The sequence below is a fragment of the Roseobacter phycocola genome, assembly GCF_042055075.2.
GTDB lineage: Bacteria > Pseudomonadota > Alphaproteobacteria > Rhodobacterales > Rhodobacteraceae > Roseobacter.
Window position 1 is genome coordinate 425253 of the sequence record NZ_CP194010.1, and the last position, 23804, is coordinate 449056.

Consider the following 23804-nt stretch of genomic DNA (forward strand, 5'->3'; position numbering starts at 1 on the left):
GTTTGGTATCAGTGACTTAGAAAATTCGCCCTCACTATTTTTGGGGAGTAAATAACTGCGAATTTTCAAACAAGGTTAGTACATGCTAGAGTTGTGTTAATCTTTCGTTAACCTTTAAGAGGCGAGTCTGCTATGCGAAGTGACTGGATTTTGGACGTTCTGACGGACTTGAAAACTTTTGCGACAGCGAACGACTTGCCGGTCCTGGCCGAGCAGTTGGACGACACCGCAATTGTGGCTCTTGCCGAGATCGCAGCCCTTCATGAGAAGACGCAAGGCGATACTGAGCATGGCAGAGAACTCGAACCCGGTGGAAGCGGTTTTGGCGGCGCTGGAGCAGGCGGACACGCTTGAGGGCATTCAGGATGCGATTGTCGCCCTCAGGTCGCACTATCGGGTGGACAATATCGTATATCACTGGGTCGATAGCGCGGGTGCTCAGTACGGCTACGGCACATATCCCCTCGACTGGGCCGAACGCTATCAGGAGCAGAATTATCTGCGCATCGACCCGGTGGTCATCGGATGCTACCAGCGGTTTCATCCGGTCGACTGGAAAAAACTGGACTGGTCAAGCAAGGCAGCGAGGGCACTTCAGGCGGAATCAATAGAGTACGGCATCGGGAATCAGGGGTATTCCATACCCATTCGCGGACCTAACGGGCAGTTCGCGCTCTTTACGGTGAATCACACCTGCGATGATGACGACTGGGCTGAGTTCACGGAAACCAACCGGCGTGAACTGATCCTGATCGCGCATTATTTTAACCAAAAGGCGCTGGACTTCGAACCGAACAAAGCGCCGGAGCAGTCACAGCCGCTTTCGCCGCGGGAAACGGATGCTCTGACTTTGCTCGCGGTCGGGTACAACCGGGCGCAAGTCGCTGAAACGCTTTCGATTTCTGAGCACACGCTTCGTGTTTACATCGAAAGCGCACGCTTCAAACTGAGCGCGGCAAACACGACACACGCTGTCGCAAGAGCGATCAGCCGCGGGCTTATTGTCGTCTGAAACGGGCCATTTGTTGCGGCAAATGGTTACCGGCGCGCGCGCGTCGGTGTCCTGTGGTTAATGATGATCAAGCCATCCTTTGAGCACCTTCTGATGCGACCAAAGGAAAAACACTCATGCTCCGTTACCTCTATGCCGACCAGCTGAAACAATATCCTCTCCTGACCGAAACGATGTTCCGCGACCGCGCGGATCAGTTCAAGAACCGGCTAGGATGGGAAGTGGATGTGGACGCCGAGGGGCATGAAAGGGACGAGTATGACGACCTGAACCCGCTCTATGTGATCTGGGAGAAAGCAGATGGCACCCACGGCGGGTCAATGCGTTTTCTGCCCACCACAGAGCGTACAATGGTCAACGATCACTTCACTGACCTGATGGGCGGCGGCACCATTACCAGCCCGCTGATCTGGGAATGCACGCGCTTCTGTCTGAACCGCGATGCGCCCAGTACGGTTGCGGCGGCACTGATGCTCGGCGGTGGCGAGATCATGAACGGTTTTGGAGTCCGGCACTTCGTCGGGGTCTTCGATGCCCGCATGGTACGGATTTATCGGATGATCGGGTCGTCCCCCGAAGTGCTGGGCAGCCAGGGCGAAGGCCGTGACAAAATTAGTGTTGGGCTGTGGGAGTTTACGCCCGATGCACAGGCGCGCGTTGCACGCCGCGCCGGCGTATCGCCGGAGCTGTCCCGGCTCTGGTTCGAGCGGGCATTTGGCGCCACATCCGCTCCGCGCCTGTCACGCACTGGATGAGCGTGATCTGACGGCTGGCACCTGGCGTGACCTGCCTGTAGGGTCGCGCTATGAATGCGCCCACCGTCACTTTTTCTGAAGATCAGGCACAGGCCTACGACACGGTCGCGGACCTGCTGCGCAGTGCCGGCATCAATCTGGACGACCAGCTTCTGATGCCCCCCAAAGGCAACGCCTCGTCGGTGCTGGCGGTGACCGGCAAGGCGGGATCGGGCAAGACCCTGCTGCTGGCGGAGCTGACAAAGGCGCTCCAGGAAGCCGGGGTCGAAATTGTTTCGGGCGACTATGAAAGCCGCCGCCGCAAGGAGCGCCGCACCCTGGCCGTTCTGGCACCCACGAACAAAGCCGCGTCCGTGCTGCGGTTGCGCGGGGTGCCGGCCACCACAATTCATCGTATCCTTTATACGCCCGTCTACGACCCGGAATACGAACGGATCGCGGAGTGGCTGGCCGGCAATGGTGAGCGGCCTGAAATCGAAGGCCTGACGGATGAAGCGCTCGACCGCGCGGCGGCCTTTTATGGTGGCAATAAATCGATCCCCGGTGCACTTGCTGCAGCAGGGTTGCGCGGATCGGATTTCATCACGGGCTGGAAACGGCGTGAAGAGCCCCTGGACATTGGTTTCATTGATGAATCCTCGATGCTGGATGATCGCCAGTTCGAAGACCTGAAAGAGATTTTTCCAACCCTTCTGCTGTTCGGGGACCCTGCACAGCTGGCCCCGGTGAACCAGTCCGGGACAATGGTGTTTGACCGCCTCCCGGAGCGCCGCGTGCTTAATCTGGAGCGGATTCATCGTCAGGAAGCAGACAATCCGATCCTTGATCTTGCTCATGCGCTGGGCGACCCGGATCTTGGGTTTGAGCAGTTCGAGCGGATGGTCGAGGCGGCCGCGGTTCGGGATGATCGGGTGGTCTGGGGCCAGCGCGTCGAAGTGGACCTGATGGCCCGCAGCCCGGTGCTGGTCTGGCGCAACGCCACACGTATCCGCCTGATCAACGCTTTCCGGCAGGTGCATGGGGCGCCTGAGGACGCGCTTCTGCCCGGAGAACCGCTCATCTGTGACGGGATCGAACTGCCTCTCAAGCACCGGAAGAAACGCCTCGATCTCGAAGCCCGAGGGCTGATCAAGGGCGCGCAGGTGGTGTTCCTGGGCGAGGGGCGTAAACCCGGGTTCAGCCGCCTGCATGTTATGGGTGCCGAGGACCCACAGGTCTCCGCAGCCTCGATCGTGAAGATCGAAAAACCGGACGAGGAAGAGCCCTTTATCCCCTTTGCCGCGCGCATGGGAGCCACCTTTCTGCACGGGGCCGCGGTGACCATCCACAAGGCGCAGGGCTCGCAGTGGGACACCGTGCAGGTTTTTGCGCCGGACCTTTACACAGCTGCCCGGATGGGTCGTTCTGAGGCCGGTCAGCCGCTGTGGAAGCGTCTCGCCTATGTCGCGATCACCCGCGCACAGGAGCGGCTCATCTGGGTCGTGCGGAACCGGCTTGCGCGTCCCACAGGACCGCTGCAGACCGATGACCTGCGCGCACTGCCGGCGGCACCGCTGTCGCTGGCTGAACCCCCATCAGAGGAACTGTTATGAAATCCATTATCATCACTGGCGCCAGCTCCGGCATCGGCCATGCAACGGCCGAAGTGTTCCTTGAAGAAGGCTGGCGTGTCGGACTTATCGCCCGCCGCGGCGAACTGCTCGAAGCGCTGGCTGACCGGTATGAAACGGCGGTTCCACTGCCTGCTGATGTGACGGATGCGGCTGGCATGGAAGCGGCTTTCGATGCTTTCGGTCATATTGATGTGCTGTTCAACAATGCGGGACTCTTCGGGCCGCCTGCGACGATTGATGAGGTCCCGCTTGAGGATTGGGCGCAGGTCCTGTCGGTCAACGTAGGCGGCATGTTTATTGCCGCGCGTCTCGCCTTTGCCCGGATGCGCGCCCAGGATCCGCAGGGCGGCAGGATCATTAATAACGGGTCGCTCTCGGCGTATGTGCCGCGGCCGAATTCGGTGTGTTACACGACGACCAAACACGCGGTGACGGGCCTGACGAAGACACTTTCCCTCGACGGTCGGCCGTTCGGGATCGCCTGCGGTCAGATCGATATCGGCAACGCGGAAACAGCGCTGCTGCAGGAGCTGAAGAAAACACAGCCTGGCACGGCCACTATGAATGTCTCGAATGCGGCTGCCTCCGTTCTGCACATGGCGAATATGCCCGCAGAGGCCAATGTCCAGTTCATGACGGTGATGGCTACGACGATGCCCTACATCGGGCGGGGCTGACGCTTCGGATCAGGCCCTGAACAGGCGGAAGACAGCGGAGGCGGACCAGCCGGCGCCAATGGCAATAGCGAGTGACATCAGGCCGTACATCAACGCATTTTCACGCGACAGTTTGTAGAGCCAGCGTTCAAGGCCGACTTTGCGCACATAAATGCTGGTCTCGTATTTCGAGATCACTTCACCGCCCCGCGTCAGGAAAATGCGCGTGTCGTAATCGCCCTCGGTCAGGGCCGCCGGCAGTTCAATGGCCGTCCTGAAGAGTGTCTGAGCGTCGACGCTGATCGTGCCTTCGTTCAGCTGATACTGATTGGAGGCGGATTTGATCCGGATCAGCGCGTCCGTGAAGGTCGCGGCGTTCTCAATCGTGTCAGGCGCACCAACCGACCGGATGGCCCGGGGGATAGACACGCGGTGACGCAGATCTTCGGTGTCACTGAGCGAAAGGCCAAGGGCCGTGCTGGTTGAGACAGCGTAAAAACTCGGCGCGCTGTCGATTTCGACCGCGTCCGTGTTGACCCAGATCCCAAAGCGTTTTTCCTTGCGCCGGACAGTCATCGTTTCGTCCGGTCCTGCGACGGTTACGATAACCTGGAGACGCGGATCGTCCGGGATTGGCGCTTCGCGTTTTACGGCGCCAAAGATCAGGATTTCAGACCCGTCGAAACTGGTGTCGATGGAGACGGTATCCTTGCTGAGCCCCAGCACGACTTCTTCCGCCAGGGCGGGCAGGGCCGAGAGGCATACCAGTATGGCAGCAATGAACCGCATCAGTGGCCTGCCTCGCCGATCGAATACAGCTCGGAAGGCATGATCAGCAGATCAAGCGCCAGCTTGGCACAGACCGCGAGCACCATGATGGCGAGCAAAATGCGCAGTTGCTCTGCCTTCAGTTTCACACCGATCCGCGTGCCGATCTGCGCGCCGATGACCCCGCCAACAAGCAGCAGGACCGCCAGCACAACATCAACCGTGAAGTTGGTCGTGGCGTGCAGCATCGTGGTGAAGGCCGTCACGAAAATAATCTGAAAGAGCGATGTGCCGACAACGACTTTTGTGGGCATGCCCAGCAGATAAATCATCGCGGGGACCATGATAAAGCCGCCACCGACGCCCATGATCGCGGCGAGGATGCCGACAGATACACCGACGAGCAGTGGTGGGATCACCGATATATAGAGGCCGGACACGCGGAACCGCATCTTGAACGGCAGGCCGTGGATCCAGTTGTGCTTCTTGCGTGCGGGCGGCTTGCCGCTTTTGGTGTTGCGGATGGCGCGCAGGCTTTCGAAGAACATCAGCCCGCCGATGATCCCGAGGAACACAACGTAGCAAAGCTTGACCAGCAGATCGACCTGGCCCTGTGCTTTGAGGTAGTTGAATACCACCACACCCAGGGCCGCACCCACAAGACCACCAATGAGCAGCACGGTGCCCATCCTGAGATCCACCGTCTTTCGCTTCAGGTGCGCGAGTACGCCGGAAAAAGACGAAGCAACGATCTGGTTGGCTTCTGTGGCAACCGCGACCGCCGGAGGGATGCCGATAAAGAACAGAAGCGGCGTCATCAGAAAGCCGCCGCCCACACCAAACATGCCTGAGAGAATGCCCACAATCCCACCAAGGCCCAGCAAAAGAAAGGCGTTGACCGATACTTCGGCGATAGGAAGGTAGATTTGCATGACCTCTGTTAGGCCCCGCTGCTGTCAAAATCAATGGGTCCTGCTGCTGTGCAGCAAACAGGACCGATGCAATCGCGAAACTGGACTTACGTCACCGTTCCTTCACATATGGGTCGCCTCCCGCGCGCGGCGGGATGGCTTTGCCGACAAATCCGGCCAGAATAATAACCGTCATAATATAGGGCAACGCCCCCAGAAGCTGGCCCTGAACCTTGATCCCGATCATCGACTGGATCACGTCCGGGCGGGTTTCCAGCGCGCCAAAGAGGCCAAAAAGCAGGGTCGCCCAAAGCGCATACCAGGGGCGCCATTTGGCAAAGATCAGAGCTGCGAGAGCAATGAACCCGCGTCCGGCCGACATGTCTTTGACAAATCCGGCCTGCAGAGCGGTGGAGAGGTACGCTCCTGCTATCCCGCAGAGCACGCCGCAGATGACAACCGCCGCATACCGAAGGCCGATCACCGAAACGCCCGCCGTATCGACCGCCGCCGGGTTTTCGCCGACAGCACGCAGGCGCAGACCAAAACGGGTCCGGTACAGAATCCACCACGTGAGCGGAACCGTCGCAAAGGCGATGTAGACCAGCACGGAATGGCCGGAAATCAGCTCGGCGTAGATCGGTCCCAGAAACGGAACGCCGGAAAGTGCTTCAGCAAAGGGAAGAGTGACCGGTTCAAACCGTGCGCCCCCCATGAGCGACGGCGTTCTGCCGCCCTGGCTGAACCAGTCCTGCGCGATCAGGACGGTCAGGCCCGCGGCCAGAAAGTTGATCGCTACACCCGAGATGAGCTGGTTGCCGCGGAACGTGATCGAGGCAAGCCCGTGCAGCCCGCTGAGCGCAACCGAAGACGCGATCCCGGCGGCGAGCCCTATCCAGACCGATCCGCTTAGCGCCGCGACGGCTGCTGAAAAGAATGCCGCAGCGAGCATTTTGCCTTCAAGGCCGATATCAAAGATGCCCGCGCGTTCGGAAAAGAGCCCGGCAAGGCAGGCCAAAAGCAGCGGTGTCGCAAGCCGGACAGTACTGTCGAGCAGCTGGATCAGCGTCAGAAAATCCATCAGGCATCTCCCCGCCGCAGCATCAGGAACAGCCGTTCAAGCGGCATTCTGACCATATTGTCGAGTGCACCGGTGAAGAGGATCACCAGCGCCTGAATGACCACGATCAGCTCGCGTGGGATAGAGGTCCAGAGCGCCAGCTCTGCCCCGCCCTGATAGAGAAACCCAAAGAGAATTGCGGCCAGAAAGACCCCGAACGGATGGCTCCGCCCCATGAGCGCCACGGCAATGCCGATAAAGCCCGCGCCTTCAACCGCGTTCAGAACAAGACGCTCGGCTTCGCCCATGACATTGTTGATGGCCATCATGCCGGCGAGGGCGCCTGAAATCAGCATGGCGATCATGGTGATCGCGACAGGCGAGATGCCGGCATATCGGGCCGCCGGCTCGGACTTGCCGTAGCTGCGGATTTCGTAACCGAGCCATGTCCGCCACAGCAGCAGCCAGACCAGCACACAGGCGACGACAGCAATCAGGAAGGTAACATTGGCCGGTGCTGCCTTGGAAAAGCTGATGCCAACGACGCCTAGGATGTCGTGCAAAGTCGGCAGGTGCACCGCTTCGGGAAAGCGCGCGGTGGCCGGGTCCATACTGCCTGGCGGGCGCATCAGATTGACAAGTACGTAGTTCAGAACGGCCGCCGCGATGAAATTGAACATGATCGTGGTGATCACGATGTGGCTGCCGCGTTTGGCCTGCAAAAACGCCGGAATGGCAGCCCAGGCAGCACCAAACAATCCGGCGGCCACAGTTGCGGCGACCAGCGCCAGGGTCCAGTGTGGCCAGGGGATCAGCAGGCAGGCGAGTGCGACACCCAGGCCGCCCAGCATCGCCTGACCTTCGCCACCGATGTTGAACAGCCCGGCGTGGAAAGCCACCGACACCGCAAGACCGGTAAAGAGGAAATTTGTAGCGTAATAAAGGGTGTAGCCCCAGCCATAAGTGCTGCCCAGAGCACCGGTTATCATCAGGTTGACCGCCTCAACCGGGTCTTCGCCGATGGCAAGGATCACGAGCGCGGACAGGATCGCGGCAAGGATCAGCGAGATCAGCGGCACGAGGATGACCTCGGCCCATTTAGGCATCACATCCATGTGTCAGCTCCCCACACCTGCCATCAGCAGTCCCAGTTCTTTCTCGTCTGTCTCCGACGACAGACGTTCCCCCATAATATGCCCGTCAAACATGACAGCGACCCGGTCCGCAAGCGCCAGGATTTCTTCCAGCTCTACGGAGACCAGCAGAATGGCCTTGCCCTGATCGCGCAGCGCCACGATCTGCTGGTGAATGAATTCGATCGCGCCGATGTCCACACCGCGCGTCGGCTGACCGATCAGCAGCAGATCCGGGTTCCGTTCAATCTCGCGCGCCAGCACAATCTTTTGCTGGTTGCCACCGGAGAAGTTCTTGCCAGCCAGCGCAGGGTTGGGTGGGCGCACGTCAAAACGCGCCATCTTCTCCGCGGTGTCATTCCGGATCGCCTGGTTATTCAGCAGCAGACCAGACTGATAGGCGTCTGAGCGGTGATAACCGAATGCGGTGTTCTCCCAGGCGGAGAAATCCATAATCAGACCTTCACGCTGGCGGTCTTCGGGCACGTGACCGATGCCGCGCCCGCGCCGGGACCGTCCATCCGAATTCCTGCCACTCAAGTCCAGCGGCTGACCGTTCAGCGAGGCCTGCCCGGTGCCGTCCGCGTAGCCGCCCAGAACTTCCAGGAGCTCAGACTGGCCGTTTCCGGCGACCCCGGCAATGCCGACGATTTCGCCTGCGCGGACCTGCAGATCGATGCCCTTGAGGCGCTCCACTTTCTGATCATCGATAACCCGCAGCCCTTTGACGTCCAGGACGACATCACCGGGCATTGCGGGCTTTTTATCCACGCGCAGGAGGACCTTACGACCCACCATCAGCTCGGCCAGCTCTGCAGGCGAGGTATCCGCTGTCTTGACAGTCGCGGTCATCTCTCCCCGCCGCATCACGCTGACGGTGTCGGTGGCTTCCATTATTTCGCGCAGTTTGTGCGTAATCAGGATGATGGTTTTGCCTTCTTCGCGCAGGCGGCTGAGAATGCGGAACAGCTGGTCGGCCTCTGCGGGTGTCAGCACACCGGTGGGCTCGTCAAGAATGAGGATTTCCGCCTGCCGGTAGAGCGCCTTGAGGATCTCCACGCGCTGCTGCATGCCAACGCCCAGATCTTCGATCACCGCGTCCGGATCAACGTTCAGCCCGTATTCGTGTTCCAGTTCCAGCAGGGTTTTGCGCGCCTTGGCGAGCGAGGGGCGCAGCAGACCGCCATCCTCCGCGCCAAGGATGATATTTTCCAGAACGGTGAAGTTCTCTACCAGCTTGAAGTGCTGGAAAACCATGCCGATCCCCGCCGCGATCGCCGCCTGGCTGTCCGGGATTTCGGTCTTGTCGCCGGCGATGAAAATTTCACCTTTGTCGGCTTTGTAGAAGCCGTACAGGATGGACATCAGCGTTGATTTGCCTGCGCCGTTTTCGCCGATGATGCCGTGGATTGTTCCCGGCATAACGCGGATGGAGATGTCTTTGTTCGCCTGAACCGGACCGAAGGCTTTTGAAATGCCTTTAAGCTCAATAGCGGGGGCTGTCATGGTGCGATGTCCGTTCCCGTGAAGCCCTTGTCCGGCCGGCGGATTTGTCCCGCCTGGCCCGGGGCTTCTTATTGTTGCAGTGGGCCGCGCAGCGTCAGTTGCTGCGCGGCCCGGATGCTCTTCAGCTGGCTCAGAAGTTCAGAGCCGGGCAGCTGTCGTCGGACATGTAGTCGTGCACCGACACTTCGCCCGCGGCGATTTTAGCCGCTGCGTCATCGACACTGGCCTGCATTTCGGTGCTGACGAGGGACGCGTTGTTCTCGTCCATCGCGTAACCGACGCCACCGTTCGCCAGACCCATAACCTGGAAGCCGGTCTCGAGGCCCGGACCGTCAGAGAAGGCATCAAAAACGGCGTTGTCGACCCGTTTCATCATGGAAGTCAGAACCTTACCCGGGTGCAGGTAGTTCTGGTTGCTGTCCACACCGATGGACAGAATGCCTTCGTCGGCTGCGGTCTGCAAAACGCCCACGCCGGTACCGCCAGCGGCAGCATACACCACATCAGCGCCCTGGCTGATCTGTGCTTTTGTCAGTTCAGAACCCTTAACCGGGTCATTCCAGGCCGCAGGCGTCGTGCCGGTCATATTGGCAATAACCGTCGCATCTGGGTTCACCGCTTTTACGCCCTGCGCATAGCCGCAGGCGAATTTACGGATCAGCGGAATGTCCATACCACCGATGAAACCGACAGTGCCGGAAGAGGAGGCTTTTGCCGCCATCATGCCAACCAGGTAGGAGCCCTCGTGCTCGTTGAACACAACGGAACGCACGTTCGGTGCATCCACAACCATGTCGATGATGACAAAGCTTGTGTCCGGATAGTCGGCGGCCACCTGACCCAGGGCGTCACCGAATGCGAAACCCGCCATGACGATCGGGTTGGAACCGGCTTCGGCAAAACGGCGCAGTGCCTGCTCGCGCTGCGCTTCGGACTGCAGTTCGATTTCGCGGAAGCTCTCGCCGGTTTCTTCGGCCCAGCGGGTAGCGCCGTTAAAGGCGGCTTCGTTGAACGATTTGTCGAATTTGCCGCCAAGATCAAAGATCAGCGCAGGATCTGCCAGCGCGGCGCCTGCGGACAGTGCCAGCGCGGCGGATGCGCCGAGAAGTTTGTTAAAAAGGGTCATTCAGGTGTCTCCCAGGTTATGTTTGGGGCCGTCGCAGCGTTGAAATGTCCCGCGCGGCCCGGATTGAGCAGAGGTTATCTGATCCTCGCCAAATTAGGACCTTTCCGGCTGGCAGGGTCAACCGGTTTTTGCCCGAAAAGACCCGCTTCAGGCCATCTTACGGGGGGTCAGCGCCGCTCTCATCAGCAACGCATCTGCTGCGGGCCGACCGGGGCGGGCATAATAGGCCTTGCGGCGCCCGGCCTCTGCGAATCTGTGCCTTGTGTAGAGGGCGATGGCCGGATGATTGTCTGCAGCCACCTCCAGAAAGGCCTCGGTGGCGGTGCAGGCATGCATCCAGCGGGTCATCAGGCGGTCTGCGATGCCCTGACGCCGGTGGTCGGGGTGCACGGCCAGCGTCAGAAGTTCCGCCTCGCCGGCAACATCGCGGATTACGGCAAAGCCCTGGGGTTCCGACACGGCAAAGACATGCGCCGGGGCCAGCAGCGTTGTGAATTCATCTGTGGTCCAGCCCCGTTCGTCAGGAAAGCTCAGAGCGTGAATCCGGCTCATCTCTGCGGGTGTCACGTCAGGATCACCGGTGCTGTATCGCGTGCCGGTGCGGCATCAGCTGGCCGGATGTAGAGAGGGGCAGGGCGCGGATTATCCAGGTGCAGCCGTTTCATCGCACAGCGCCCGATGGCCTCAGCGACCGGGAAACGCGAAGCAGTACTGCGTCCGGACAGGCGTTCGGCCACGTCGCCCGAGCGGAATCCGACGCAGGCGGGGGAAATGCCGTCTGGCAGTTCCGGCAGTGTGTCCAGATCACACAGCATCGGCGCAATGGGAACATCCGTCTGCAGCATCTGCAGGTAAATCGTCTCCCGTCGGCCATCGAGAGTTGAGATGACCGGACCCGTCAGTCCGAATGCCTGTGCTTCGAGTATGCTCACACCAATGGCCGGTATGCCGAGACCGAGTGCGAGGCCCCTCGCCGCGGAGACAGAGATACGAATGCCGGTGAAATTGCCCGGGCCCGTGCCGGTGGCCACCAGATCAATATCTTCGATACGCAGGCCGGCGGTGTCCAGAAGTTCCTGGCAAAACCCCATCAGGCGCTCTGCCTGGCCTTTGGCCATCTCTTCATGCGCTTGGGCCAGAACAGTTTCGCCCTGCAGCACGGCACCGGTCACATGTGCGGACGACGTGTCAAAGGCGATGACCAGCGGCGCATCGGTTCTGTCCTCTGGATCACCCGGCATGTCGTCCTGTTGCCTCAATCAGAGCCGCACAATGGCGCTCAGGTCGCGACCGGGCGGACTTCGGTGACTTCCGGAATGTAGTGGCGCAGCAGGTTTTCGATACCCATTTTCAGCGTCAGCGTTGAAGACGGGCAACCGGCGCAGGCACCCTGCATGTGCAGGTACACCACCCCACGATCAAACCCGTGAAAGGTGATGTCGCCGCCATCCTGAGCCACGGCAGGGCGTACACGGCTGTCCAGAAGCTCTTTGATCTGGTTGACGATCGCGCCATCTTCGCCGGAATGCTCTGCATGTCCGGATTCCGGTGTGTGATCACCTGCCATCACCGGCTGACCGGACTGGAAATGCTCCATGATCGCCCCGAGCAGTGCCGGTTTGATGTGATCCCAGTCCACAGCGTCCGCCTTGGTCACGGTCACGAAATCATTGCCGAAAAACACACCCGTCACGCCCTCTACCGCGAAAACGCGGGTCGCCAGCGGTGATTTGTCCGCCGTGTCAGCTGTCGGGAAATCTGCGGTTCCCATTTCCAGAACAGTCTGGCCGGGCAGAAACTTCAGCGTCGCGGGGTTCGGTGTGGATTCGGTCTGGATAAACATCGGTTCTCTCCTGGAGTGTTCGTCAGATATGCGGACCGGGCCGGGCCGAGTCAAGGTTTGGAACGATTCTAATCTGTGCGCTGACGCGGAGGTATGCCGCGCCGGCCCTGCTCTCGGGATCAGGTGATCGCTTCGAGCTTTTCCTTGCTCAGATCGCCCGGAACAATTGTGATCGGGATCGGCAGGCCACCGGCATTGCGCGTCAGCTGTGTCACCAGCGGGCCGGGGCCCTTTTTATCGGTGCCGGCACCCAGAACCAGCACACCGATTTCCTCATCTTCGCGGATCTGGGCCATGATCTCATCAACCGGCGTGCCCTCTCGGATCACCAGTTCCGGTTCAATACCCTGCCGGTCCCGCATCCATTTTGCGAACACTTCGTAGTGCACTTGGATGCGTTCGCGCGCTTCCTCGCGCATCATCTCACCGACACCGATCCAGTGGTTGAACTCATCAGGTGGGATAACAGCAAGCACTTCGACGCCGCCGCCAGTATGCGATGCCCGCATTGCAGCAAAACGCATTGCATTGAGGCATTCGCGGCTGTCGTCGAGAATAACGAGAAATTTGCGCATCTTAAAACGCCCCCCTGTTTGCGCAGATCATGACCCCTGAGCGATGAGCGCGCAATCGCAAACTTCCGGTTGAGCCCATCTGGCCCTGTACCCGCCGGTCTGCTGGCCTTACGGGGTATCTGTCGCAGCCCAGTCCCAATACATCTCGCGCAGGCGCCGGGCGACCGGCCCGATCTGATACTGACGGTCTTCAAAGGCGGTGACCGGTGTGATTTTTGACATATTGCCGGTCAGAAAGACCTCGTCGGCTTCTTCAAAGTCGGCAAATGTCAGAACCCGCTGGTGCACTTCGGTTCCATCGGCAGCAAGGTTCGAGATGTGCCGGGCGCGCGTAATACCCGCCAGGAACGTCCCATTCGCAATCGGGGTGAAAACCTCACCGTCGCGCACCATAAAAACATTGGCCGTGGCCGATTCTGCGACGTTGCCCATGGCGTCCGCCACCAGAGCATTGCCAAATCCGCGCGCGCGCACTTCGGTCAGCATGCGCGCGTTGTTCGGGTAAAGACATCCGGCCTTGGCGTTGACGACATTGTCTTCCAGCACCGGACGGCGGAACCGGGTACGTGCCAGCGTGGTTGACGCATCTGCCGGTGCCATCGGAATCTGCTCAAGGCAGATCGCAAAGCCCGTTGCATCTGCATTCGGTACGATGGCCGTCGCATCGCCGTGAATGGCCCAGTACATCGGCCGGATGTAAACCGCGTCGTCGGATCCATAATGGCGCAGGCCGTCTCGTATGATGTCGACCATCTCTGCAGCTTCTACTGTTGGCGTGATCATCAGTGCCCGTGCGGAATGGTTCACGCGTTCGCAATGTGCCAGCAGGTCGGGTGTGCGGCCCGCAAAAAAGCGCGCACCGTCGAAAACGCTCGTCCCAAGCCAGCTGCCGTGGTCAGCGGCGCGCATGATAGCGACATCATCGCGGTGCCATCGGTTCTCAAACCATGTGACGATATTGCTGCCGATGCTCATGTGTGCACTCCCTGAAACTCTTCGTGAGTTACATCACCGCGTGTCCGCAGGGTCAACAATTCAGTCCGCGCGGTAGACGCCCTCCGGCAGGTTCAGCGCAGCGTTCAGGTCACGCCACTGCTCCGGCGACAACCTGACCGAAACCATCCGGTCGGTGCGCGGATCATACTGGTTCAGCAGGATTGCGCTCTCGGTTGCATGCACCGTGACATCCTCCTGCAGCGGGGCCGCACCATCATCAACCAGGGTGACGACGGTCGCATCAAATTCGTGCTCGATGGTAAACATGACGCCAGCCTAAGCCATGCGCGGTTCTTTGCAAGGGTCACAAAACTGTGTGTGCAGGGTGGCGCCCGCGCGCACAGGCGCTAAAATGTCGAAAGTTGTTTTCAGGGGTGCGAGGCTGTTTCCGATGATCAGGAAAGTTTCAACGTTTGCGATGGCTGTGGTTCTGGCAGGCTGTCAGGTGACCACAACATCCGGTCCGGTCCGCACGACACCGGATAGCGCAGCAGCTGCACCGCGTTCCACGTCGGCGGTAAGCGCTGTTCCGGCTTCTGCGGGTTCGGCCTTTGCCCGGGTAGTCCGCACGGTGGAGCCGGTTGCTGAACGTGAATGCAGGGCGCGGACGCAGCGCGTGAACTGTGATTTTCTGATCGTGGTCATTGAGCAGCCCAATGCACCTGCCAATGCGTTCCAGACCATCGACAAATCCGGCCGTCCGGTGATTGCCTTCACACTGGCGCTGATTGAGGATGCACGAAACCGGGATGAACTGGCCTTTGTCATGGGCCATGAGGCCGCGCATCATATCCGTGGCCACATCCCCCGCCAGCAGCAGAATGCTGCTGCAGGTGCAGTCGTTGCAACCGGCCTTGCTGTCCTGCTGGGCGGAGACCCGACGGCCGTTCAGGAGGCGCGGCGCACCGGCGCTGCGGTGGGCGCGCGGTCCTTCTCCAAGGACTTCGAGCTGGAGGCTGATGCGCTGGGCACCGTCATCGCGGCCCGCGCCGGGTATGATCCTGTCCGTGGCGCAAAGTTCTTTTCGCGTATCCCTGACCCCGGGGACCGTTTTCTAGGCACGCACCCGCCAAACGCACAGCGCATCGACATTGTGCGCAGAACGGCAGCTGGTCTCTGAACCGTTCAGCGGTCTGACGTGCGCTTCAGATGCCGGCGGTAAAGGGCGGGAGCAAGGATGTAGTCATAGACAAACGTTGCGAGTGTCCTGACACCCGGCAGGCCGACCAGACGGGCCAGCCAGCGGTACCGGGGGATTTCCTGCCACAACGCGATGAAGGCCGGAATGCCATCCAGCAGTTCACCATTTTTGCGCACGTGCAGACGCCGCGCGGCAAGGTCGGCGGAAATACCCCATTCGGCCAGCAGCGCGATATCATTGAGATCGTCGTAGCGAATGAGAAGGGCGTCTTTTTCAGAAATCCCGGCATAGTGCCGGATCTCTTTCCGGCATACCGGGCAGGCGTCATTGTACAGCACTGACGTTTCAGCGGATGTCTGGCCGGGCTGCTGTTCCTCACTCATGCCGTGCAAGCTAGTGTCACCGGCGCTTATCGCCAGAGCCCTGCGACGAATTGCTCAGCGCGGTTTGTTGCTGTCGATCCAGCCCGACATAAGGCCCTTGTCCCTGAAGCATTCCCGGGGAATCTCCCTGCGCCGGACACGCGCGATCCGCTCGGCAAAGGCGACCTGCCGCGAGGACGGATATTGGGAAAACCGCCCGCCGGGCGCTGCCGTTTTGTTGCGGTCTATCCATTCCGAGAGCTTGCGGCGGTCAGCCGTGATGCCGCGGGGCAGCCGGGTTCCCCTGCGCCGCGCCAGGGATTCCGCGTACCGGATCTGTTTCTCGCTGCCTGGCTGAGGCACCTCGAAGGGCAATGCCGGCTGTTCCGGTGTCAACAGGCCGGGCAGGGCGGGATGATAAGACATGTCAGCCTCCGTTCATGATCTGTTAATATAGAACATAACGGGAACATTTTCAACGGGTCTGCTGATGTCTTCAGTTTTTCCTGTCGCAGGTCGTCGGGATCAGAGCCTGTTATGCGATCCGTCGCACAGCGGCGATCTGCCGGTTGCCTTACAGCCGCAGAAAAAGACCTTTCCGTCTTTTTCGGCTTCATATTTCATCGGGGAAAACCCGGTGTCCTTGTGCGATCCGTCACAGAACGGCTGATTGGCGGAACGTCCACAGGTGCACCAGAAATACGATTTTCCGGCCGTTACATCGACCGGGTAGGGCCCCTTTTTGGCGATTTTTGGTGTTTCCGTCATCTGTGCCTCCGCGTTTGTCTGATGCTCCAGACCTGGTGCGCGGGGCGCGTCCGGCAAGGCCCTGCAACTCAGGAGCTCAGAGCGCCCCACAGATCATATTCGCCTGCTTCGTCCACCTGTACCCTCACGATATCGCCGGGTGACAGCGTTTCGAACCCCTCGTCAATAAAGAGGTTTCCATCGATTTCCGGTGCGTCGGCTTTGGTGCGGCAGGTTGCGGCCTCATCATCAACCTCATCCACGATCACGTCGATCGTCCGGCCGACTTTCGCTGCGAGTTTTGCCTCCGAGATGCCCTGCGCTTTTTCCATGAAACGTTCCCACCGGTCCTGTTTCACGTCATCAGGAACGTGGTCGGGCAGCGCGTTGGACCGCGCCCCCTCGACGTTCTCGTACTGAAAGCACCCCACGCGGTCGAGCTGTGCTTCGTCCAGCCAGTCGAGCAGCGTCTGAAACTCCGCCTCGGTTTCGCCGGGATAGCCCACAATAAATGTCGAGCGCAGTGCGAGGTCCGGGCAGACATCGCGCCAGGCCGCAATTTCATCGAGCGTCCGGGCCGCCGCCGCTGGCCGTGCCATCCGGCGCAGCACATCCGGGTGGGCGTGCTGGAAGGGGATGTCCAGATAAGGCAGGACCAGGCCGTCGGCCATCAGGGGGATCAACTGCCGGACATGTGGATAGGGATAGACATAGTGCAGGCGCACCCAGGCCCCCAGCGATCCAAGATCACGCGCGAGATCGGTAATATGCGCGCGGTGTCCGCGCTCTTCGGCATGCCGGATGTCGACCCCGTAGGCTGACGTGTCCTGGCTGATCACCAGCAGTTCACGCACGCCGTTCTCGACCAGCTTTTCCGCCTCCCGAACAATCGCATGGGCTGGCCGGCTGGCCAGGCGCCCGCGCATATCAGGGATGATGCAGAACTTGCACTTGTGATTGCAGCCCTCTGATATCTTGAGATAACTGAAATGACGGGGTGTCAGGCTGACACCGCTCGCGGGCAGCAGATCAACAAAGGGATCCGGGCTGGGTGGTACCGCCTCATGCACCGCATCCAGAACCTGTTCGTACTGATGCGGCCCCGTCACGGCCAGAACACGCGGGTGCGTGCCGGTGATGTATTCAGGTTCTGCTCCGAGGCAGCCGGTCACAATCACGCGACCGTTTTCCGTCAGCGCCTCACCAATGGCAGACAGGCTTTCAGCTTTTGCGCTGTCGAGGAAGCCGCAGGTGTTGACAATGACCGCATCTGCCCCCGCATAATCAGGAGAGATCCCATAGCCTTCGGCACGCAGTCGCGTCAGGATACGCTCGCTGTCGACAAGCGCTTTGGGACAGCCCAGACTGACCATCCCGATGGTCGGCTGTCCGTCACGTACCGGGTCGTTCAGCCGGGCGCGGGGGGCAATGTCGGGGCGCAGGTCGGGTGGGTTGGTGCTCATGTCCCGGGCTATAGTGCATGTGGTGCCCATCGGAAAGGGCGGTAACGCGGTGAGGAGCAGGCAATGAAGTGGGTTTTCAGAATTCTGGGGGTTGTGGTCGTACTGGTCATACTCCTTGTTGGTGCCGTTTTCTTTTTGCCGGCAGAACGGATCGCGCGCATTGCAACCGACCAGCTGCGCACGGTGACCGGTCGTGACGTGGCCATAAACGGCGATATTGCGCTGACCTTCTGGCCTGTCCTTGGGGTCCGTGCGTCGGGGCTCGAGGTGGGCAATGCCGACTGGTCAGAGCAGGGACCGATGCTGCAGGCGGCCAATGCGGCGATTGGTGTCGATGCAGCGGCACTGCTGCGCGGCGAAATCCGCATCACCAACATCGAGGCGCAAAGCCCGACGATACGTCTGGAGCAGAAACTGGACGGACGGGCCAGCTGGCAGTTCACGGATGCCAGTGGGGATGCTGAGATCGAGACAACCACCAGCCCCGCGCGCGAGGCGCGGCCGATCAGTATCGAACGGGTGAGCATCACGGACGCGCAGCTGGTTTACGACGCCGAAGGCAGTGATCTTGTGTCCTATTCCGGTGTCGACCTGACACTGGACTGGCCGGAACGTCTGGGTCCTGCGGACATCCGGGCAACGCTGCGCCCGGCAAATGAAGCGGTGAATGTCGAGGCGGCGATTGACGGATTTGCCGGGTTCATCACCGGCAACGTGCAGAATATCGTTCTCTCGGTGGCGGCCGGTGACGCCTCGCTGTCGCTGGACGGCCGGGCCAGCACAGCCGGAGAGGTCGCAGGTGCTCTTGGACTGAAAACACCGGATACGGGAGCCTTTCTTGCCGCGCTGGGTCTTCCGGCAGTCGATCTGCCGGCAAAGCTCGGGAGCAGCATTGATCTGACCACTGATCTGACCCTCACGGCGGACAGGCAGCTTTCCCTGCGGGACCTGATTGTTGATCTTGGGGGGAACCGCCTGACGGGCGGCGTGGATGTCTCGCTCAATGGCGTGCCGCAGGTAAACGCACAGCTTGACGCGGGCCCGCTGGATCTCAGCGATCTGGGGGATGATTCCGCGTCTGGCGGCGGCGGCGGTTCCGGCAACGCGGCGCCGGCATCGGGAGGCTGGCCGAAAGACACCATTGATGCCAGCGGACTGGCGGCTTTCAACGGTGATATCGCTCTGAGTGCGCAGAGCATTGATCTGGGTACCTTCAAACTTGGCCGGACACGTACGGTTCTGAGCAATGATAATTCGCGCATGGTATTCGAACTGCGCGAAGTTGCGGCCTATGACGGCAATGTCACCGGTCAGTTTGTGATCAACAACCGCAACGGCCTGTCAGTTGGCGGTGCTCTGAATGCCGCCTCGATCCAGATGCAGTCGGTCCTGCGCGACGCGATCGGTCTCGACCGGCTGACGGGTCTGGGCAACATGAACATCAGTTTTCTGGGCTCGGGTGCGTCGGTGGACGCTATCATGCGGTCCCTGTCCGGTGATGGCGGCCTCAGTATCGGTCAGGGCACCATCGAGGGCATCAACCTGGACCGGCTGATGCGGTCAGGTGACGCCAGCGGCGGCACAACCATTTTTGACAGCCTGACAGGATCCTGGAAGATTGCGGGCGGTGTTCTGGATAACCGGGACCTGCTGCTGCAGCTCAAGAACTACCGTGCGTCCGGTGAAGGCGTTGTGGGGATTGGCGCTCAGAACGTGGATTATACGTTTACGCCAGTCGCCTTGCGCGCCAACAGCGGTCAGGGGATCGCGATACCGGTGCGTTTCCGCGGGCCATGGTCTGACGTCTCAATCAGGCCGGATCTTGAAGCGGCTGTGGATTTCCGGCTGCAGCAGGAAAAAGAAGAGCTCGAAGCCAAGGCGCGCGAAAAGATCAACGAGAAACTCGATGACGCGGGCCAGTCGCTGGAGGATGCCGCAAAAGACAAGGTGAAGGACAAGCTGCGCAGCCTGTTCGACTGAAACGCGTCAGAACGTCTGGTCGTAATCTCCGACACCGGGCTCCGTGCGGATGATCGCGCCCAGATCAGCGAATACAGCGCGCAGTTCCGCTGCGCTTCCCGGGCTTTCGCAGACCACAACGAGGTTCGGCGTGTTTGAGGACGCCTGCACCAGACCCCATGCGCCGTTGTCCAGAACGACCCGCGCAACGTTTCCGGTGACCACCTCCTTGATGGCCGGCCCGCCAGGAGTACCGCCACTGCTGGCGCGCGCCTCAAGCTTGCTGACAATGCGCGCAGGGGAGTTATATTTTTCGGTATCGGCGCACCAGGGTGACAGCGTTGGCATGGACGAGGACACGGGCAGCGTGCGGCGCGGCTCGCCCTGGCCGCCAAGTATGATATCGCGTACCTCGCTCGTTTCCTCCGGACCGTGCGCCAGCGGGCGCTCAAACCTCATTTTGACGCCCGTCCGGCCATTGGGGTTGTGACTGCCAGTAGCCGCAGCGACGGCGGGAGCATCGAGGTGAAATTGCGCAAAATGGACCATAGGGCTGAGGGCCGGGCCGATATCGCGTACGTGGACGCCGGCATGAACGAGGCCCATGATCAGAGCGTTGTGGATGGACAGAGGATAGTCACGAAAGTCCTTCCCCACAGCAATAACCGGTTATATCCCGCGCGGTGTATCTGTGCGCCAGGGCCGAGCCCCGGTGCGCCATCCCCGGCAAGTTGATCTCTTCGGGATACTTCCAGCGCGCGTCATATTCGCGAAATCCGGTGGTGCGATCATCGGATCGCACAGAAATTCCTACGTATTGGGCGTGACAACAGGAGCTGGTTTCATGATGGGGCTCGTTCCGGGCGTTCAGAACGGAAGCGGCGAGGCCTTGGACAGCCGGTCAAACGACATCAGTGTGTCGATGAGCGCAGGCATCTGATCAAGATAGATCATATTGGGTCCATCACAGGGTGCATTGTCCGGGTCCTGGTGGGTTTCCATAAAGATCGCGCCGACACCCACGGCTGCAGCAGCCCGCGCCATCACGGGCGCAAACTCGCGCTGTCCTCCGGACGAGCCACCCCGACCGCCCGGTTGCTGGACAGAGTGGGTCGCATCCATCACTACAGGATATCCGGTTGTCGCCATCTGCGGCAGCGAACGCATATCCACCACCAGAGTATTATAGCCAAAGGTCGTCCCGCGTTCGGTCAGCAGAATACGCCGGTTGCCGGTACTTTCGATCTTGGTGCAGATGTTTTCCATTTCCCATGGGGCGAGGAACTGACCCTTTTTCACGTTAATTGCAGCGCCTGTGTTGCCTGCGGCCAGAAGCATATCGGTCTGGCGGCACAGAAAAGCGGGGATCTGGATGATGTCAGCCACTTCCGCAGCAATGGCGCATTGTGCCTCGCTGTGGACATCGGTGATGACCGGCACGCCGTTGGCTCTGCCGACCGACTGCAGTGCTTTGAGACCGGCGTCGATACCCATTCCTCGTTTGCCGTCCAGTGAGGTGCGGTTCGCCTTGTCATAGGAGGCTTTGAACACATAACCTGCACCCGCGGCGTCGCAGGCTTCTTTCATTTTGCCCGCGATCATCTGGGCATGGTCTTCGCTTTCCAGCTGGCAGGGGCCCGCAATGATGGTCAGGGGCCGGTCGTTGCCGATCGTCAGATCGCCGACTGAAACGTGCTGCATATCAGGAAGTCACCTGTTCTCTGAGGATAGACGATGTCAGAGAGACCATCAGGTAGATACCTGCAAAGATCAAGAAGGCGAGCACGGTATTCTCGAAACTGCGCGGATAGCTTGCTTCCTGTGGCGCGACCGGCTGGACGCTGATGGTCAGGTAGCGAACCTGCCGGTTTGCCTCGATACGTGTCTGTTCCATCTGCTGCAGCGCTGACTGCAGGAGCATATCGCGGGTCGCGAGGTCTGCCTGAGCCATCTGGATCCGTACGCTCAGCTGCGCGAGGGAATTTTCCCCCTGGCTGGCATCCGTCATACGGGTATTCAGCTCGTCCAGCTGATCATTCAGGCGGCGGATATCGCCCCGGGCGCCATCGACACGGGACTGGTTCGGGCGCGCGTTGTCGAGAAGCGCTGCGAGTTGCAGTTCTTTTTCCAGGATCTGCAGTTCGATCTGGGTGATCTGAGTTCTGAGGCTTTCAATAACGGCCTCCGGGTCCAGGGTTGCTCCTTCAAGCTGCAGATTTACCAGAGCTTCCTGAGCCGCACGGCGTTCAGCATCCGCTTTGCGGAAACTCTCTTCGGCATCTGCCATCTGATCGCCGCGCTTTTGCTGGCTGAGGTTGTTCACGCGCTCTTCGGCGTAGGCAATAAGCGCCTCGCTGTAGCGTGCGGAGATAGCGGGATCAGCCGCAATCACTTCCATACGCAGCACACCCTCGGTCGGGTCGTACCCGACCTTCACGGATTTCTGGTAGGTTTTATATGCTTCTTCATTGGTCGGATCGGCCGAAAGACGCTGGACCGGATCAATGAAGGGTTGCGAAAAGTGCGACTTGAAGCCGACATCGCTGTCCAGCCGCAGCATGGCCTCAGTCGACTGCAGATAGGATTGCACCGCGATACTGTCGGCGGACGTCGCAAACTGGCTTCCGCCCAGCAGCCCGGCACCCGCGCCAGCACTCTGGCCATCTGCCTGAAGGATCAGAAACTCAGCTTTCGTCGCGTACATCGGCGTTGCGACCATGAAGAAATACCAGCCCGCAAGCAGGGTCGGCAGCATGACGAATGCCGCAAGCCGCGCCATGAGCATCCGCATTTTGCGTTTGCGGCGGCGTGCGATGTCCTGCTGTATCTCGGAGATCTGGCGGTTACGCCGGTCGGCCGGGCTCAGGTCGGTTGACGGCAGGTTCTCGCCCGGGGTCGGAACGGTCTGCGGCAGCTGCACACGCGGCTTTTGCCCTTCGGCGTTGCCTGCCCCGTCGGTCTGACCGGGCGGGACTACCAGTTCGAGCATATTGGACCGCTGGAAAGGATCGACCCCGCGTTTGCGCAAAAGGCGCACAGCGTCCAGGTCCGACGTTGGTGTCAGGCCATGTTTCTGGGCCACGCGTCTTGCCATCCGCAGTTGCCGGCCTGTCAGGCCTTCACGCCGGATGGCCTCCAGTTCTGCGGTCGTTCCTTCCGGTTTGCCCGGGGCTGGCGAAGCCGGATGTTTCTGCGCGCCGGGCTGGCCGGACGGTGCCTGTCCGCCGGCGGGCCTGGCCGCGGGGGCCTTACTGGGCTGCGCAGGCTGTTTCGGGCGCGCCTGTTGATGTTGCTGTTTCTGTGCCTGTTGCGCCTTGCGGGCCGCAAGCGCCTCTGCTTCAGCCTTTGCGCGCGCAGCTTCAGGCGACACGGGACGCCGCGCAGGATCGGCATCTGCAGCGTTCAGTCCCGGGCCACTCCGGCGAATGCGGTACTGCTTAGCTGTGGGTTTCGTAGTCATAAAGCTGCTTCGCTTCTTCAAGGGTGTCGAACATATGCAGCTGCCCGCCGATCAGTACGGCGGCAGACCGTGCAAACTTTTCAAGCGTTTCCGCCTGATGCGACACGATTACGATTGTTGTGGTGCTCAGACGTTCCCGCAGCACTTCTCCGGCTTTGCGGTTAAACTCGACGTCTGTTGTCGACGGCATACCCTCGTCGATCAGATACATGTCAAAATCCAGCGCCAGCATCAGCGAGAACGAAAACCGTGCGCGCATGCCGGCGGAATAGGTCCCCAGAGGCTGGTCAAAGTATTCATCAAGATTGCACAGCCACCGGCAGAAACTTTCTACGTAGTCGGGGTCCAGGCCGTAAAGGCGTGCGATGTAACGTGCGTTCTCTACTGCGGAAACCTTATTGACCACGCCGCCCATGAACCCCAGCGGAAACGAGATATTGCATCCCCGGCGGATCTCGCCCGAGTCCGGTTTCTCAAGGCCAGCCATCATATTGATCAGTGTGGTTTTGCCGGTACCGTTGGGTGCCAGAATGCCCAGAGAATTGCCCAGGTCGACGCGAAACGACACCTGGTCAAGGATGACCTTGTACTGGGTCCCCGTCCAGAAGGACTTGGATACATTCTCAAACGCCAGCATGACTGCTCCGCTGCCCCTTTTGACCCGAAAACGGGTTTTTTCTGCTCTTTGGTACCAGAGCTTATTTACGGATTATCTACT

The 23804-nt window shown here is 60.3% G+C and carries 25 protein-coding genes and 1 pseudogene; 6 read left to right on the top strand and 20 right to left on the bottom strand.

Translation table 11 applies throughout. From position 1 onward, the window contains the following. Positions 1-289 precede the first annotated feature (289 nt). From AB4K19_RS02235 to AB4K19_RS02250, 4 genes are all read left to right on the top strand, one after another. Entirely contained in the window at positions 290-1012 is a 723-nt protein-coding gene (locus AB4K19_RS02235; protein ID WP_375230331.1) for a helix-turn-helix transcriptional regulator, read from the top strand. A gap of 116 nt (positions 1013-1128) precedes the next feature. Beyond that, positions 1129-1767 carry an acyl-homoserine-lactone synthase gene (locus tag AB4K19_RS02240; RefSeq protein ID WP_375230332.1) on the top strand — a complete coding sequence of 213 codons (639 nt, stop codon included), beginning with the start codon at positions 1129-1131 and terminating at the stop codon, positions 1765-1767. A gap of 50 nt (positions 1768-1817) precedes the next feature. Continuing rightward, complete coding sequence (locus tag AB4K19_RS02245; RefSeq protein ID WP_375230333.1) at positions 1818-3359, top strand: ATP-dependent DNA helicase; 1542 nt, start codon at positions 1818-1820, stop codon at positions 3357-3359. Beyond that, positions 3356-4057, top strand: a complete 702-nt coding sequence (locus AB4K19_RS02250) for an SDR family oxidoreductase (protein ID WP_375230334.1) — start codon at positions 3356-3358, stop codon at positions 4055-4057. Before AB4K19_RS02245 ends, AB4K19_RS02250 begins: the two co-directional genes overlap by 4 nt. A gap of 9 nt (positions 4058-4066) precedes the next feature. Here AB4K19_RS02250 and AB4K19_RS02255 read toward each other — a convergent pair whose 3' ends face one another. The 12 genes from AB4K19_RS02255 to AB4K19_RS02310 form a co-directional block, all read right to left on the bottom strand. Further along, positions 4067-4825 carry a TIGR02186 family protein gene (locus tag AB4K19_RS02255; protein WP_375230335.1) on the bottom strand — a complete coding sequence of 253 codons (759 nt, stop codon included), beginning with the start codon at positions 4823-4825 and terminating at the stop codon, positions 4067-4069. Then, complete coding sequence (locus AB4K19_RS02260; RefSeq protein ID WP_375230336.1) at positions 4825-5736, bottom strand: sulfite exporter TauE/SafE family protein; 912 nt, start codon at positions 5734-5736, stop codon at positions 4825-4827. The genes AB4K19_RS02255 and AB4K19_RS02260 overlap by 1 nt, the downstream gene beginning before the upstream one ends. 91 nt (positions 5737-5827) lie before the next feature. Further along, a complete protein-coding gene (locus AB4K19_RS02265; RefSeq protein WP_436398903.1) occupies positions 5828-6796 on the bottom strand; it encodes an ABC transporter permease in 969 nt (322 codons plus the stop codon). Then, positions 6796-7890 carry an ABC transporter permease gene (locus AB4K19_RS02270; protein ID WP_375230337.1) on the bottom strand — a complete coding sequence of 365 codons (1095 nt, stop codon included), beginning with the start codon at positions 7888-7890 and terminating at the stop codon, positions 6796-6798. Before AB4K19_RS02270 ends, AB4K19_RS02265 begins: the two co-directional genes overlap by 1 nt. Before the next feature lie 3 nt (positions 7891-7893). Then, positions 7894-9414: an ABC transporter ATP-binding protein gene (locus tag AB4K19_RS02275; RefSeq protein WP_436398905.1), complete on the bottom strand. Its 1521-nt coding sequence runs from the start codon at positions 9412-9414 to the stop codon at positions 7894-7896. Between the two features lie 130 nt (positions 9415-9544). After that, on the bottom strand, positions 9545-10540 hold the full coding sequence (locus AB4K19_RS02280; RefSeq protein ID WP_375230338.1) for a BMP family lipoprotein: 996 nt from the start codon (positions 10538-10540) through the stop codon (positions 9545-9547). Positions 10541-10687: 147 nt separating this feature from the next. Continuing rightward, positions 10688-11092: a GNAT family N-acetyltransferase gene (locus tag AB4K19_RS02285; protein WP_436398907.1), complete on the bottom strand. Its 405-nt coding sequence runs from the start codon at positions 11090-11092 to the stop codon at positions 10688-10690. A gap of 11 nt (positions 11093-11103) precedes the next feature. Then, entirely contained in the window at positions 11104-11781 is a 678-nt protein-coding gene (tsaB, locus tag AB4K19_RS02290; RefSeq protein ID WP_436398909.1) for a tRNA (adenosine(37)-N6)-threonylcarbamoyltransferase complex dimerization subunit type 1 TsaB, read from the bottom strand. A gap of 38 nt (positions 11782-11819) precedes the next feature. After that, positions 11820-12383, bottom strand: coding sequence for a NifU family protein (locus tag AB4K19_RS02295; protein WP_375230342.1), 564 nt, complete (start codon positions 12381-12383; stop codon positions 11820-11822). Between the two features lie 119 nt (positions 12384-12502). After that, positions 12503-12958 (bottom strand): universal stress protein, encoded by a 456-nt coding sequence (locus tag AB4K19_RS02300; protein ID WP_375230343.1) that lies wholly within the window; start codon positions 12956-12958, stop codon positions 12503-12505. A 108-nt stretch (positions 12959-13066) separates the two neighbouring features. Beyond that, entirely contained in the window at positions 13067-13933 is an 867-nt protein-coding gene (locus tag AB4K19_RS02305) for a branched-chain amino acid aminotransferase (protein ID WP_375230344.1), read from the bottom strand. A 60-nt stretch (positions 13934-13993) separates the two neighbouring features. Further along, positions 13994-14221, bottom strand: coding sequence for a hypothetical protein (locus tag AB4K19_RS02310; protein ID WP_375230345.1), 228 nt, complete (start codon positions 14219-14221; stop codon positions 13994-13996). 124 nt (positions 14222-14345) lie between these two features. Between AB4K19_RS02310 and AB4K19_RS02315 the strand changes: the two genes are divergently transcribed. After that, complete coding sequence (locus AB4K19_RS02315) at positions 14346-15074, top strand: M48 family metallopeptidase (RefSeq protein WP_375230346.1); 729 nt, start codon at positions 14346-14348, stop codon at positions 15072-15074. Between the two features lie 5 nt (positions 15075-15079). On the opposite strand, the gene AB4K19_RS02320 is transcribed toward AB4K19_RS02315, so the two are convergent. The 4 genes from AB4K19_RS02320 to rimO all read right to left on the bottom strand — a co-directional run bounded on the left by AB4K19_RS02320 (position 15080) and on the right by rimO (position 17667). Continuing rightward, positions 15080-15478, bottom strand: a complete 399-nt coding sequence (locus tag AB4K19_RS02320; protein WP_375230347.1) for a thiol-disulfide oxidoreductase DCC family protein — start codon at positions 15476-15478, stop codon at positions 15080-15082. A 54-nt stretch (positions 15479-15532) separates the two neighbouring features. Beyond that, positions 15533-15883 carry a hypothetical protein gene (locus AB4K19_RS02325; RefSeq protein WP_436398912.1) on the bottom strand — a complete coding sequence of 117 codons (351 nt, stop codon included), beginning with the start codon at positions 15881-15883 and terminating at the stop codon, positions 15533-15535. Between the two features lie 99 nt (positions 15884-15982). Beyond that, a complete protein-coding gene (locus AB4K19_RS02330) occupies positions 15983-16225 on the bottom strand; it encodes a CDGSH iron-sulfur domain-containing protein (protein ID WP_375230348.1) in 243 nt (80 codons plus the stop codon). 68 nt (positions 16226-16293) lie between these two features. Beyond that, the gene (gene rimO, locus AB4K19_RS02335; protein ID WP_436398914.1) at positions 16294-17667 is read right to left on the bottom strand and encodes a 30S ribosomal protein S12 methylthiotransferase RimO; all 1374 of its coding nucleotides are present in this window, start codon (positions 17665-17667) and stop codon (positions 16294-16296) included. Between the two features lie 63 nt (positions 17668-17730). Here rimO and AB4K19_RS02340 point away from each other — a divergent pair, with 63 nt between their 5' ends. After that, positions 17731-19647, top strand: a complete 1917-nt coding sequence (locus AB4K19_RS02340; RefSeq protein ID WP_375230349.1) for an AsmA family protein — start codon at positions 17731-17733, stop codon at positions 19645-19647. Between the two features lie 354 nt (positions 19648-20001). On the opposite strand, the pseudogene AB4K19_RS02345 reads toward AB4K19_RS02340, so the two are convergent. The 4 genes and pseudogenes from AB4K19_RS02345 to AB4K19_RS02360 form a co-directional block, all read right to left on the bottom strand. Continuing rightward, a pseudogene (locus AB4K19_RS02345) lies at positions 20002-20418 on the bottom strand (phosphomannomutase/phosphoglucomutase); the annotation flags it as partial. Positions 20419-20493: 75 nt separating this feature from the next. After that, positions 20494-21327, bottom strand: a complete 834-nt coding sequence (gene kdsA / locus AB4K19_RS02350; protein WP_375230350.1) for a 3-deoxy-8-phosphooctulonate synthase — start codon at positions 21325-21327, stop codon at positions 20494-20496. Between the two features lies 1 nt (position 21328). Then, positions 21329-23086 (bottom strand): capsule biosynthesis protein, encoded by a 1758-nt coding sequence (locus AB4K19_RS02355; RefSeq protein WP_436398917.1) that lies wholly within the window; start codon positions 23084-23086, stop codon positions 21329-21331. Then, positions 23064-23723 (bottom strand): ABC transporter ATP-binding protein, encoded by a 660-nt coding sequence (locus tag AB4K19_RS02360; RefSeq protein WP_375230352.1) that lies wholly within the window; start codon positions 23721-23723, stop codon positions 23064-23066. The genes AB4K19_RS02355 and AB4K19_RS02360 overlap by 23 nt, the downstream gene beginning before the upstream one ends. Positions 23724-23804: the final 81 nt, after the last annotated feature.